Below are 12,620 nucleotides of genomic sequence, written 5' to 3'. Positions count from 1 at the left end.
GGGAGGACAGATTCATGGAATGGAAAGGCCGCCGCCAATCCGGAAACGTCGAGGACCAGCGCGGGGCGAGCCCCGGTGGCGGTATGCGTGGCAATCCGTTCGGCCGTGGCGGCGGTTTCCGCATGCCCGGTGGCGGAGGAGGGATGCGTGGCGCCGGCGGCGGGATGAGTTTTGGCACCATCATCTTCCTCGTCGTGCTCTATTTCATCCTGAGGGCCATGGGCATCGACATGCTGCAGGTTCTGAACGGCGGCGGTGGCCCGGTGGCTCAACCGGGCTTCGAGCAGAGCGATGGCTCGCCGGCGCCCCGTGGATCGGCGCAGGAAGAAGAGATGAAAGCCTTCATGGCGACGGTGCTTGCCGAAACCGAAGACACATGGAACGGCATCTTCCAGGCGAGCGGCGAGCAATACCAGGAGCCGAAGATGGTGCTGTTCAGTGGCTCCGTGCGCTCCGCCTGCGGCTTTGCCTCGGCGGCATCGGGTCCGTTCTACTGCCCTGGCGACCGCAAGGTCTATCTCGACATGGGCTTCTTCGACGAGCTTGAACAGAAGTTCGGCGCTTCGGGCGACTTCGCGCAGGCCTATGTCGTTGCGCACGAAGTCGGCCACCACGTCCAGAACCTGATCGGCGTGCTGCCGAAATTCAACCAGATGCGCCAATCGATGAGCGAGACCGAAGCCAACCAGATGTCGGTTCGTGTTGAACTGCAGGCCGATTGCTTCGCCGGTGTCTGGGGCAAGTATACCCAGCAGAAGGGCATCTTGGAGCAGGGCGATCTGGAAGAGGCGCTGAATGCCGCCACCCAGATCGGCGACGATACTCTGCAGAAGCGCATGCAGGGCTATGTCGTGCCGGAAAGCTTCAACCACGGCACATCAGAGCAGCGCATGCGCTGGTTCAAGCGCGGCTTCGACAGCGGCAAGATGTCGGCCTGCGACACCTTCTCCGGTCAAGTCTGAACTCCAGACTGCTGCGGCAAGAAACCAAGGGGCCGGCAAGGATTGCCGGCCCCTTTCGTTATTCGGTACTAATGGCGCTCGCTATCCATATGGGCGAGTTGCGCCTCGGGGTAGCGCGCTCCCGCGGCCGCGTCCCTCGGCACCGCCCGCTCGATGACGGCCAGGTCTTCCGGCGTGAGATGCACGGCTTGCGAGGCAAGCGCTTCGGCCAGCCGGTCGCGTCGACGTGCACCGACCAGCGGCACGATGTCCTTGCCCTGGGCGGCGACCCAGGCGATCGCAATCTGCGCGACAGACGCGCCTTTGGCATCGGCCACGCGCTTCAGGGCGTCGACAAGGGCAAGGTTTCTGTCGACGTTGCCCTCCTGAAAGCGTGGGCTGGCCGCGCGGAAGTCGCCGTTCCTGACAGCATCCTTCTGCCAATGGCCGCTGATCAGGCCACGCGACAGCACGCCATAGGCGGTGATGCCGATACCGAGCGTCCGGCATGTCGGCAGGATATCGTCCTCAATGCCGCGTGATATCAGCGAATACTCGATCTGCAGATCCGAGATAGGGTGGACGGCCGCGGCCTTCCGGATGGTCTCGGACCCCACTTCCGAGAGCCCGATATGTCTGACATAACCGGCCTTTACCAGGTCAGCGATCGCACCCACCGTCTCTTCAACAGGCACATCCGGATCGAGACGGGCAGGGCGGTAGACGTCGATATGGTCGACGCCCAGCCGCTGCAAGGTATAGGCGAGGAAGTTACGCACCGCCTTCGGTCGGCAATCATACCCTGCCCAGTTGCCCGCGGCGTCTCGCAGGGCACCAAACTTCACGCTGAGAACGACCCGATCGCGGTCCTGACCCTTGAGCGCTTCACCGATCAGCATCTCGTTGTGGCCCATGCCGTAGAAGTCGCCGGTATCGATAAGCGTAATTCCGGCATCAAGCGACGCATGGATCGTGGCGATGCTTTCCGTTCGATCCGACGGGCCATACATGCCCGACATGCCCATGCAGCCAAGGCCGATGGTCGAAACCATCGGGCCGGTTTTTCCGAGTAAAACCTGATCCATTCTCGTTCTCCTTCGACGGGCGCGCACCGGCGGCCTTTGGTCCGCCCCATTGATACGCCCGTCACCGTCGTGCGATAATCCTGCGCACTCAGAACAAGCTGTACGTGATTTCGCACAATGAACGATCTTCCGCTGGCCGACCTCGATGCCTTCACCGCCGTCGCGCGGGAGCGCAGCTTTCGCGCTGCCGCCAAGAAGAGGGGTGTTTCCGCCTCCTCGCTCAGCGAAGCGCTGAGGCGCCTCGAAGCCAAACTCGATGTGCGCCTGCTCAACCGCACGACGCGCAGTGTAACACCGACCGAAGCAGGCATACGGCTGCTCGAGCGTCTTCAGCCAGCGCTCGGGGAAATTGCCGGTGCGCTCGACCAGGTGAACGAACTGCGCGACAGCCCGGCAGGGACCTTGAAGCTGAACGTGCCTTCGATCGTCGCACGCGAGATCCTTCCCTTGATCGTCGGGCGCTTCCTGAAGGCGAACCCGGCCATCTCGCTTGAGGTGACGGCGGAGGATGGCTTCATCGACGTCCTGGCAGCGGGCTTCGACGCCGGTATCCGCTACGAGGAGCGGGTCGAGCGCGACATGATCGCCATCCCGGTCGGACCGCGGCTGCAACGCTATGTGACGGCAGCGTCGCCGGACTATCTCGCGCGGCGTGGGGTGCCGCACCATCCGCATGATCTTCTGGAGCATGACTGCATCCGGCATCGCTTCGCGAGCGGTGTCAGCCTGCTTTGGGAGTTCGGCGACGGCGAAGGGGCAATCTCGATCGCCCCGCCGGCCGTCGTCACCGCGAATGCCGTTGATCTCGAAATTGCCGCTGCAGTCGACGGCCTCGGTGTCATCAGGACGTTCGAGGAGCTCCTCGCGCCGCAACTGAAATCCGGCGCTCTGGTGACGATCCTCGACCCATGGGTGACGACCTTTCCGGGGCCGTTTCTCTACTACGCCAGCCGTCGTCACATGCCCGCGCCGCTTAGAGCCTTCGTCGACTTTCTCAAGGCCGAGCAACGCTCGAGAGTCCGCTGACCGACCGCCACGCGAGAGAACGATGGATCAACGAACGCGATCATTCTCATAAAAAACTTTGAGATGTTCACGTATTGTTTCGACTGAAATCATGCGTTACACCTAAATTGGTATCGTCGTTCACGTTCTGTCTCCGCGCTGGCGACGGAGGGCGCCAGGGAGAGTTTCATGCTCGACGAGAAGTTCGTGCGGCGCGGCCTGTTCCTCGTCTTTCTCATCCTGTTTCTCGACATCATCGGCATCGCTATCATCGTTCCGGTGTTACCCACCTATCTCGAGGAACTGACCGGCGCCAATGTCAGCGATGCGGCCATCGACGGTGGCTGGCTGCTGCTTGTCTATGCCGCGATGCAGTTCCTGTTTGCGCCCTTCATCGGCAATCTCAGCGACCGTTTCGGGCGCCGGCCGATCCTGCTTGCCTCGGTGCTCACCTTCGCGATCGACAACCTGATCTGCGCCCTTGCGACCAGCTACTGGATGTTGTTCGTCGGCCGGGTGCTCGCCGGCATCAGCGGCGCGAGCTTCGGCACCGCCTCCGCCTACATTGCCGACATCAGCCATGACGGGAACCGCGCCAAGAATTTCGGCCTGATCGGCATCGCCTTCGGATCCGGCTTTGCGCTGGGTCCGGTTATCGGCGGACTGCTCGGTGAACTGGGGCCGCGCGTGCCGTTTTATGGTGCGGCGGCCCTTTCCTTCATCAACTTCGTGCTCGGTGTTTTTCTGCTGCCGGAAACGCTTGATAAGGCGCATCGTCGCCGCTTCGAGTGGCAGCGCGCCAATCCGCTCGGCGCGCTCAAGCAGATGCGCAACTATCCCGGCATCGGTTGGGTCGGGCTGGTCTTCTTCCTGTTCTGGATGGCGCACGCGGTCTATCCGTCGGTCTGGTCGTTCGTATCGTCCTACCGCTACGGCTGGAGCGAAGGGGAGATCGGCCTGTCGCTCGGCATCTTCGGCATCGGCGGCGCCCTTGTGATGGCGTTCGTTCTGCCGCGCGTGGTGCCGCGGCTTGGCGAGTGGCGGACGGCCGTCCTGGGCCTGACCTTCACGGCACTCGGTGCCGCCGGCTATGCCGCCGCATGGCAGGGTTGGATGATCTATGCCGTGATCATCGCCACCGCGCTCGAAAGCCTCGCCGATCCGCCGTTGCGCAGCATCGCCGCCGGCCATGTGCCTCCCTCGGCCCAGGGCGAGTTGCAGGGGGCGCTCACCAGCATCGGCAGCATCACGACGATCATCGGTCCGCTGATCTTCACCCAGATCTTCGGCTACTTCACGGCGCCTACCACCACCGTCTCCTTTTCCGGCGCGCCCTATGCACTCGCCAGTTGCTTCGTCGTGGGTGCGCTCCTGGTGTTCTGGTTCAAAGTGCCGAAGCGGCTCGCGGTCGCGGCCGAAGATATCGAGCCCGCGGAGCCAATGGTCGAACCCCGCTACTCCGACCGCAGCGCGATGCACTGAAATTCATCAATATTCTTGATCCTTGGATGAAAAATTGAGCAGTCAGAGCTTTGTCACTGGCTCTTTGGCCGGCTGTGTTCTATTTCCGTCATCCTTCCCTTCGTTTTGCCCTGCGGCATTTCGGCTGCGTCGACATCCAGGAATCCGTCATGCTGACCGCCAATGCGAGCCCGACCCCGGTGCAAACCGACAATTCATGGCGCACCCACTATCGTGCAAGCCTCTATCTGGGCGTGCCCTTCATCGGTGCGCAGCTGGCACAACTTGCGATCAACACGACCGACGTCCTGATGGTGGGCAAGCTTGGCGCCACGCAGTTGGCGGCGATCATCCTGGCGACGCAGATGTACTTCACCATTTACATCTTCGGCAGCGGCTTCGCCAACGCCGTCGTGCCGATGGCAGCGCAAGCCCAGGGCAGGGGCGACAAGGTCTCGGTCCGTCGCTCCGTGCGCATGGGTCTCTGGGTCGTGCTCTGCTACGGCGTGCTGACGGCGCCCGTACTCTGGCTGGCGGAGCCGATCCTGCTGCTTGCCGGCCAGCAGCCGGAGGTCGCGGCACTCGCAGCCGAGTATCTGCACATCGCGCAATGGGCGATCTTCCCCGGCCTCATCTTCATGGTGCTGCGCGCGTTCCTCAGCGGTCTGGAGCGGGCAGGCATCATTCTCTATGTCACCCTGGCCACGCTGGTCCTCAATGCGGCACTTTGCTATGTGCTGATCTATGGCCACTTCGGTTTCCCGCAGCTGGGCATCTTCGGCGCGGCCGTCGCTGCCCTTGGCGTGGCCGTACTCGGCACCGTGCTGACCGTCGCCTATATCAAGAGCAAACCGGAACTGAACCAGTACGAGCTGTTCGTGCGTTTCTGGCGTCCGGACTGGCCGGCATTCAGGGAAGTCGTTTATCTCGGCATCCCGATCTCGTTGACCATTCTTGCCGAAGTCAGCCTGTTCACCGTCGCCTCGCTGCTGATGGGAACGATCGGCACGATCGAGCTTGCGGCACACGGCATCGCTCTGCAGTTCGCGTCGCTCGCTTTCATGATCCCGCTGGGCCTTGCCCAGGCGGCAACGGTGCGCGTCGGTCTCGCCTACGGCCGCGGCGACATGCTCGGCGTCCGGCGCGCGGCAATTTCGGCGCTGGTGCTGGGATCCGTCTTTGCGATTATCGGCAGCGCCATCTTCGCTCTTTTCCCGAGCCAGCTCGCCGCCCTTTACCTCGACACCAACCGGCCGGATGCGACGCAGGTGCTTGCCTTTGCCGCCCCGCTCATCGTGATCGCCGGCGCATTCCAGCTGGTGGACGGGTTGCAGGCGATTGCCGCCGGCATGCTTCGCGGCCTCAAGGACACCAAGGTACCGATGATTCTGGCAATGATCTCCTATTGGCCGATCGGCTTCCTGTGCGCCTGGGCCTTCGCGTTCCCGCTCAACTTCGGCGGCATCGGCGTCTGGTTCGGCTTCGTGCTCGGCCTTGCCGCTGCAGCCTTGTTCCTGAACTGGCGGTTCTTCCGCATGATCCGCGCACACAAGGTGACCGCGGCCTAACCAGAACCAGGTTTCAGCCAAAGAAAAAGCCGGACGGGCAGGGGATGCCGTCCGGCTTACAAAGGCGACCGCTTCAGGGGAAGAAGGGCGGTCGCTTATTTCGAAACTCCTGGAGGAAGTTTCTCGAAACTCCTGGGAGGTTTCTGGAGGTCTCTAAACGTTGAACCCGCCAGTCTCATTGGAGCCCAGTCGATCGCGCTGGAGGTCACGTATCGTGCGGGCAAAATCCACGAGAAAGACAAAACTGATTACCGCCGCGGCGGCCATGAAGACTGTCGCCATGACATGTACCCTTTAGCCGAAGATCTTGCGGTTGCTTGAACGGTCACGTTGTTCACGGGACTCGTCGCGGAGTGCATGTATCGTCGCAAATATCATTGCGAAAAACATCGTCATCGAAAACAGAGCAAGTCCCATAGCCGTCATCCTTTCAGGTCCTAAACGGCAGTATCTTCAAAAAGGTTCCGTTCTTTCTCGCTTCACATTACCGTCTGCGATGTGAAACGCTCTTGAACATGGAATTCATCTAGCATTCATTTCTTTGGCGCTGCTGTTTCCCAGGGAACAGGCTTGGCCTCCTGCACAACTCTTGCGATCCGTCGCCGTCCGTGACAAAAGGCTTCACCAAACGGAAACAGGTGCGATGACGACGGCATTCTACCCCGGCTCCTTCGATCCGATGACGAACGGGCATCTCGACGTACTTGTTCAGGCGCTGAACGTAGCGCGCAAAGTCATCGTGGCGATCGGCATCCATCCGGGCAAGGCGCCACTCTTTTCGTTCGACGAACGCTCGGACCTCATTCGCCAGTCGCTGCTCGAGTTTCTGCCCGAGCGCGCCTCCGACATCGATGTCGTCGCCTTCGACAACCTCGTGGTCGACGCTGCACGGCAAAGCGGCGCAAAGCTGCTTGTGCGTGGCCTGCGCGACGGCACGGACCTCGATTACGAGATGCAGATGGCCGGCATGAACCGGCAGATGGCGCCGGATGTTCAGACCTTGTTTTTGCCGGCGGGCACGGCATCGCGGCCCATTACGGCCACATTGGTCCGCCAGATCGCGGCCATGGGCGGCGACGTCAGTGCCTTCGTGCCCAAGGCGGTTCACGCGGCGCTGCAGGCCAAACGCAAGGCCTGAGTCGCCACACTCCATTCACCACTCAGGGAGAAACCATGAAAATCCTCCACCTCGCTTTCGCCGGTGCCCTCACGCTTGCCTCCTGGACGGGAACCGCGCTTGCGCAGTCGGCTGACAACTTGCTCACGATCACGCTGAAGGATGGCCCTGTTGTCGTCGAGCTTCGCCCTGACATTGCGCCGAAGCACGTCGAGCAGATCAAGGCGCTGGCAACGGCCGGCGAATACAACAACGTCGCTTTCCACCGCGTCATCAAGGGCTTCATGGCGCAGACCGGCGACGTGCAGTACGGCGACATGGAAGACGGCTTCCAGCCTCAGGCTGCGGGCACGGGCGGCTCTTCCAAGCCGGACCTGCCGGCCGAGTTCTCCGACGTTCCGTTCGAACGCGGCACGGTCGGCATGGCCCGTTCGCAGGATCCCAACAGCGCCAACTCGCAGTTCTTCATCATGTTTGCCCCGGGCGACTTCCTCAACGGCCAGTACACGGTCGTCGGCAAGGTCGTCTCCGGCATGGAGAACGTCGACAAGATCAAACTCGGCGATGACGCCAACAACGGCTCCGTCGCCGATCCCGACCGCATGATCAGCGTCAAGGTCGGCAAGTAAAGTCAACAGAAGGAGAAAACCCATGGCCGAGATCAAAGATCCGGAAAACACGATCATCATGGAGACCACCAAGGGCAAGGTCGTCATCGAGCTTATGCCGAACGTGGCTCCGGGTCATGTCGCCCGAATCAAGGAACTGGCACGCGAAGGCGCCTATGACGGCGTGGTGTTTCACCGCGTGATCGAGGACTTCATGGCACAGACCGGCGACGTCCAATACGGCAAGACCGGCGGCGAGCACTTCAACCCGTCGCGTGCCGGCATGGGCGGCTCGTCCAAGCCGGACCTGAACGCTGAATTCTCGAACGTCAGCCACATTCGCGGCACGTGCTCGATGGCCCGCAGCCAGATGCCGAACTCGGCCAATTCGCAGTTCTTCATCTGCTTCACCGATGCTCCGTGGCTGAACAAGCAATACTCGGTCTGGGGCCAGGTCATCGAAGGCATGGACAATATCGACAAGATCAAGCGCGGCGAGCCGGTGCGTGATCCCGACACCATCGTGTCCATGCGGGTTGCCGCCGACGCCTGATTTGCGCTAATGCACAAACCCGCTCCGGTCGCGCCGAAAGGCCCCGGGGCGGGTTTGCTTTTTTCAGAAACGATCCATGCGCGTAGACCTGTTCGACTTCGACCTTCCGGAAACCTCGATTGCGTTGCGGCCCGTAAACCCGCGCGACAGCGCCCGCATGCTCGTCGTCGATCCGCAGGCGCCGGAACTCCTGACGGATCACGGCGTGCTCGACCTGCCGTCCTTCCTGCGCCCGGGCGACGCGCTGGTGTTCAACGACACCAAGGTCATTCCGGCGCAGCTCGAAGGCATTCGCCGACGCGGCGAAGAAATCACCACCCCGGTTTCGCTGACCCTGCATATGCGGGTCGCTCCCGATCGCTGGAAGGCCTTTGCCAGACCGGCGCGTCGCCTCAAGGTCGGCGACCGCATCGCCTTTGGCCATGGCGGCAATAGCTGCATGCTCGGCACGCTCGACGCGACCGTCGAGGAAAAGGGCGACGCCGGCGAGGTGATGCTGCGCTTCGATCTCGCCGGGCCGCTGCTCGACGAAGCGATCATGGCCGTCGGTCATATTCCTTTGCCCCCGTACATCGCATCCAAGCGCGCTGAAGATGCGCAGGATCGCACCGACTACCAGACGGTCTATGCCCGGGAAGAGGGCGCCGTTGCCGCCCCGACCGCCGGCCTGCATTTCACCGAGCGGCTGTTTTCCAAATTGAACGAACTGGGGATCGAGCGCCATTTCGTGACCCTGCATGTCGGAGCAGGCACATTCCTGCCCGTCAAGGCCGACGATACCGACGATCACGTGATGCATCAGGAGATCGGTCACGTCGACGCAAGGACCGCTGAGCGCCTCAACACCGTCAAGGCGAGAGGCGGCCGAATCGTCTGCGTCGGCACCACGTCGCTGCGGCTGATCGAGAGTGCTGCCGACGAAAACGGCGCCATTCATCCCTGGTCCGGCCCGACCGGTATCTTCATCACGCCTGGCTACCGCTTCCGCGCCGTCGACATGCTGATGACCAATTTTCACCTGCCGAAATCGACGCTGTTCATGCTGGTTTCGGCCTTCTGCGGGTTGGAGACGATGCGCGCGGCCTATGCGCATGCGATCGAGACCGGCTACCGCTTCTACTCCTATGGCGATTCCAGCCTGCTTTTCCGGAAAGACTAGATGACCGAAAGCTTCCAGTTCAAGCTGCACGCAACCGACGGCAAGGCGCGCCGCGGCGAGGTTTCCATGCCACGCGGCACCATTCGCACGCCTGCCTTCATGCCGGTCGGTACCGTCGGCACGGTCAAGGCGATGTATCTCGATCAGGTCAAGGATCTTGGCGCCGATATCATCCTCGGCAACACCTACCATTTGATGCTGCGCCCGGGTGCCGAACGTGTGGCGCGGCTTGGCGGCCTGCACAACCTCATCCGCTGGCAGGGGCCCATCCTCACCGACAGCGGCGGTTTTCAGGTGATGTCGCTTGCCGGGCTCCGCAAGCTCGACGAGCAGGGCGTGACCTTCAAGAGCCATGTCGACGGCGCTCTCTTCCACATGTCGCCGGAACGGTCGATCGAGATCCAGGGTCTGCTCGACAGCGATATCCAGATGCAGCTCGACGAGTGTGTGGCCTTGCCGGCCGAGCCCAAGGAGATCGAGCGCGCGATGGAAATGTCGCTGCGCTGGGCGGAACGCTGCAAGGTGGCCTTCGGCGACCAGCCGGGCAAGGCGATGTTCGGCATCGTTCAGGGTGGCGACATTCCAGAATTGCGCGTGCGCTCGGCCGAAGCCCTTAAGGGACTGGATCTCAAGGGCTATGCCGTCGGTGGGCTTGCCGTCGGCGAGCCGCAGGAAGTGATGCTCAGAATGCTCGACATCACGTGCCCGGTGCTGCCTGCGGAAAAGCCGCGCTATCTCATGGGCGTCGGCACGCCGGACGATATCCTCAGGTCAGTCGCGCATGGCATCGATATGTTCGACTGCGTCATGCCGACCCGATCCGGACGGCATGGCTTGGCGTTCACTCGCTACGGCCGCATCAACCTGCGCAATGCACGCCATGCCGAAGACATGCGGCCGCTCGACGAACAATCCTCATGCCCGGCGACGCGCGACTATTCGCGCGCCTATCTGCACCACCTGATCCGCTCGAACGAATCGCTCGGCGGCATGCTGCTCAGCTGGAACAACCTCGCCTATTATCAGGAGCTGATGTCCGACATTCGCCTGGCGATCGAAGAGGGCCGCTTCACCGACTTCATAACAGAGACCCAGGAAACCTGGCGGCGAGGGGACCTGGCTCCGCTCTGAGGGCAGGGCCGGTTCAGATCTCCGGCCCTGGCGCCGACTGGAGCATCATGACGCCATTGATCTTGTAGCTGCCATCGGGCTGCTTCATCAACTGGTAGACCGCCGTCCAGTCCTTGCCGTCGGGCGCCGAGATCAGCACCTCCTGAATGACCTGGTCGCCCACCACCTTGGAGCGGCCGAAGGCAAAATTGCCCGGCCGATAAACCGGCTGGTAGCCGCGCCTGACCATGTCGAAGAAGGCCGTCTTATCAGGAAACTTGCCGCGTATCGCCGGCGAAGCGAAGGAGTAGGCGGCGTCAGCATCGTCATTCAGGAAGGCCGTGATCTGGTCCTGGATGATCGAGCGCGCGGTGTCGACGGGTTCGTCCGCCCAACAGGAGCCGGCAGCTGCGAGTTGCGTTGCGACACCAAGGGCAATGGCAAATGTCCTGATCATCAGCGATCTCCATCCAGACGCTTTCGCCGACCTCAGAAAAGCATAGGACGTTTGCGCGTTCTGGAAATGGGTTTGATCGCTGTCGGCCACATTCGCGTTTGATCTCCGATCACCAATATCGCGTCTATTCAATGTGCTAGCTGCCGCATTTGAACAAACGACTTTAAAAATCATAACTTAGTGATATTCGCAACTATGGCTTGAGAACACCCTGTGGGATCCCGATCAATGTTGCCTACCACCATACGATCGGAAACGGACGCATTCGCCATTCGTTAACGAATGCAATTAATAGTTGCCTTCACTCCCGATTCCCGTGAAGGCATGACGCCATTCGCAATGAAGCACATACGTCCGGATAGAGCGGCGCGGCTGTGCGGAGAAACAGCGAATGACGACTGCCTTGACGGCAACCATCCGCGAGAACCGCAAGCAATTCGGACAGGGCGAATTCGTCGTCGGCTATGACACCAAGCTTGACGGCAAGATGCTGCATTACATCGCCGACATCGAGGGCAAGAGCGGCGCGCAAATGCTGGCGGACAGCCACGAAGCCGCACGCATCGCTTATGACGAAGCCAAAAAGGCACACGACGACGCGACCGAAACAAGCTTAGGCCCGACCTCACTTGCACTTCTGCAGGCGCAACGCCGGTACGACAAGTCTTCACTGGCGATGAGGGAATGGCAGGCGTGCGAACGCAGAACGCATGCGAGCATGCCTTCTTAATGCTGACCGACCGGCCATCGAAGTACGTTGAGCCGAGCGGGCAGGGCCGCCCGCTCTTACCGCAACCGTGCGATCCAATCTCGAAGAAGCATCGGGTCGAGACGTCTCTTGTCCCAACTAAGGGCGCACCTGATCGGGCGTTTCAGCCGGTTGGGTTGCGCCGCCCGCCCCGAAGGCGGCTAAGTCGAGCCTCCCGGCTTTAACTTTGAATGACCGATTGGAGTGAGCCCTATGAAATCTGAACCAATCGAGATCTATCATCCGCGTCGTGTTTCAAATTTGGGCCAATGGGACATTGGCGACCTCAAGCTTAAAGCCTATGGCCTGGTTGCCGAGGACAAAGAAGTCGAGAGCGCCATGGTGACCCTAGCGCAGTCATTCGTGCGACAGGACGTCCTGCCACGTGTGACGGACGAGGGGCATGACAATGGCCTGGGCTTTGTGATCATTCATCCTGGCGAGCTCGGTGTTTCCATCTCGGCTCACTGGTGGATTCAAGGTTCGGTGCTTTGTCAGCATATCTATCGGAAGCTATATTCTGCCACCGAACCTATGGATACTGTAAAGAGACCGGTTATTGCCTGTGTTTGGGAATTAGCTCTGATAAACGCCGAGCAAGAGGCTTGGCGAAAAACGATGATGAAACGCGAGCCCAGCCCGTCAGCCTACATGGACGCTCGGGTCGACTTCGAAGCCGCATAGCGACCTGAGCGTTTCTGATGCGCCAGAACCCTAGTTGATTGCTACGCAATTATTCCACAGCCGCCACCAGCGGATGACATCTGAGCATGCGCAACCATCGCCGCCGACCCTTGCTGATGTCATC

The 12,620-nt window shown here is 61.3% G+C and carries 14 protein-coding genes; 11 read left to right on the top strand and 3 right to left on the bottom strand.

The features are described from left to right. Positions 1-14: 14 nt before the first annotated feature. Positions 15-962 (top strand): neutral zinc metallopeptidase, encoded by a 948-nt coding sequence (locus AC244_RS03820; protein ID WP_053247439.1) that lies wholly within the window; start codon positions 15-17, stop codon positions 960-962. Between the two features lie 68 nt (positions 963-1,030). Here AC244_RS03820 and AC244_RS03815 read toward each other — a convergent pair whose 3' ends face one another. Further along, on the bottom strand, positions 1,031-2,026 hold the full coding sequence (locus AC244_RS03815; protein WP_053247438.1) for an aldo/keto reductase: 996 nt from the start codon (positions 2,024-2,026) through the stop codon (positions 1,031-1,033). Positions 2,027-2,143: 117 nt separating this feature from the next. Here AC244_RS03815 and AC244_RS03810 point away from each other — a divergent pair, with 117 nt between their 5' ends. The 3 genes from AC244_RS03810 to AC244_RS03800 all read left to right on the top strand — a co-directional run bounded on the left by AC244_RS03810 (position 2,144) and on the right by AC244_RS03800 (position 6,060). Further along, the gene (locus AC244_RS03810; RefSeq protein WP_053247437.1) at positions 2,144-3,052 is read left to right on the top strand and encodes a LysR family transcriptional regulator; all 909 of its coding nucleotides are present in this window, start codon (positions 2,144-2,146) and stop codon (positions 3,050-3,052) included. 168 nt (positions 3,053-3,220) lie between these two features. Continuing rightward, positions 3,221-4,513 (top strand): TCR/Tet family MFS transporter, encoded by a 1,293-nt coding sequence (locus AC244_RS03805; protein ID WP_053247436.1) that lies wholly within the window; start codon positions 3,221-3,223, stop codon positions 4,511-4,513. 149 nt (positions 4,514-4,662) lie between these two features. Continuing rightward, on the top strand, positions 4,663-6,060 hold the full coding sequence (locus tag AC244_RS03800) for an MATE family efflux transporter (RefSeq protein WP_053247671.1): 1,398 nt from the start codon (positions 4,663-4,665) through the stop codon (positions 6,058-6,060). Positions 6,061-6,213: 153 nt separating this feature from the next. On the opposite strand, the gene AC244_RS38565 is transcribed toward AC244_RS03800, so the two are convergent. Then, positions 6,214-6,342, bottom strand: a complete 129-nt coding sequence (locus tag AC244_RS38565; RefSeq protein ID WP_268750757.1) for a hypothetical protein — start codon at positions 6,340-6,342, stop codon at positions 6,214-6,216. Positions 6,343-6,703: 361 nt separating this feature from the next. Between AC244_RS38565 and coaD the strand changes: the two genes are divergently transcribed. The 5 genes from coaD to tgt all read left to right on the top strand — a co-directional run bounded on the left by coaD (position 6,704) and on the right by tgt (position 10,628). Further along, positions 6,704-7,198: a pantetheine-phosphate adenylyltransferase gene (gene coaD / locus AC244_RS03795; protein WP_053247435.1), complete on the top strand. Its 495-nt coding sequence runs from the start codon at positions 6,704-6,706 to the stop codon at positions 7,196-7,198. A 35-nt stretch (positions 7,199-7,233) separates the two neighbouring features. Next, entirely contained in the window at positions 7,234-7,806 is a 573-nt protein-coding gene (locus tag AC244_RS03790; RefSeq protein ID WP_053247434.1) for a peptidylprolyl isomerase, read from the top strand. Positions 7,807-7,828: 22 nt separating this feature from the next. Then, positions 7,829-8,338, top strand: coding sequence for a peptidylprolyl isomerase (locus AC244_RS03785; protein WP_025427068.1), 510 nt, complete (start codon positions 7,829-7,831; stop codon positions 8,336-8,338). Positions 8,339-8,414: 76 nt separating this feature from the next. Beyond that, a complete protein-coding gene (gene queA, locus AC244_RS03780) occupies positions 8,415-9,497 on the top strand; it encodes a tRNA preQ1(34) S-adenosylmethionine ribosyltransferase-isomerase QueA (protein ID WP_053247433.1) in 1,083 nt (360 codons plus the stop codon). Next, positions 9,498-10,628, top strand: a complete 1,131-nt coding sequence (tgt, locus tag AC244_RS03775) for a tRNA guanosine(34) transglycosylase Tgt (protein ID WP_053247432.1) — start codon at positions 9,498-9,500, stop codon at positions 10,626-10,628. It begins immediately after the preceding gene. Positions 10,629-10,641: 13 nt separating this feature from the next. Here the strand turns inward: tgt and AC244_RS03770 are convergent, their stop codons facing one another. Continuing rightward, positions 10,642-11,064 carry a DUF4864 domain-containing protein gene (locus tag AC244_RS03770; RefSeq protein ID WP_053247431.1) on the bottom strand — a complete coding sequence of 141 codons (423 nt, stop codon included), beginning with the start codon at positions 11,062-11,064 and terminating at the stop codon, positions 10,642-10,644. A gap of 391 nt (positions 11,065-11,455) precedes the next feature. Here AC244_RS03770 and AC244_RS03765 point away from each other — a divergent pair, with 391 nt between their 5' ends. Next, positions 11,456-11,794 (top strand): hypothetical protein, encoded by a 339-nt coding sequence (locus AC244_RS03765; protein WP_053247430.1) that lies wholly within the window; start codon positions 11,456-11,458, stop codon positions 11,792-11,794. Between the two features lie 231 nt (positions 11,795-12,025). Beyond that, on the top strand, positions 12,026-12,496 hold the full coding sequence (locus tag AC244_RS37910) for a hypothetical protein (RefSeq protein ID WP_053247429.1): 471 nt from the start codon (positions 12,026-12,028) through the stop codon (positions 12,494-12,496). Positions 12,497-12,620: the final 124 nt, after the last annotated feature.

Source organism: Ensifer adhaerens, from assembly GCF_001270265.1.
Classification (GTDB): Bacteria; Pseudomonadota; Alphaproteobacteria; order Rhizobiales; family Rhizobiaceae; genus Ensifer; species Ensifer adhaerens_B.
This window is presented reverse-complemented; position numbering and strand designations above follow the sequence as displayed.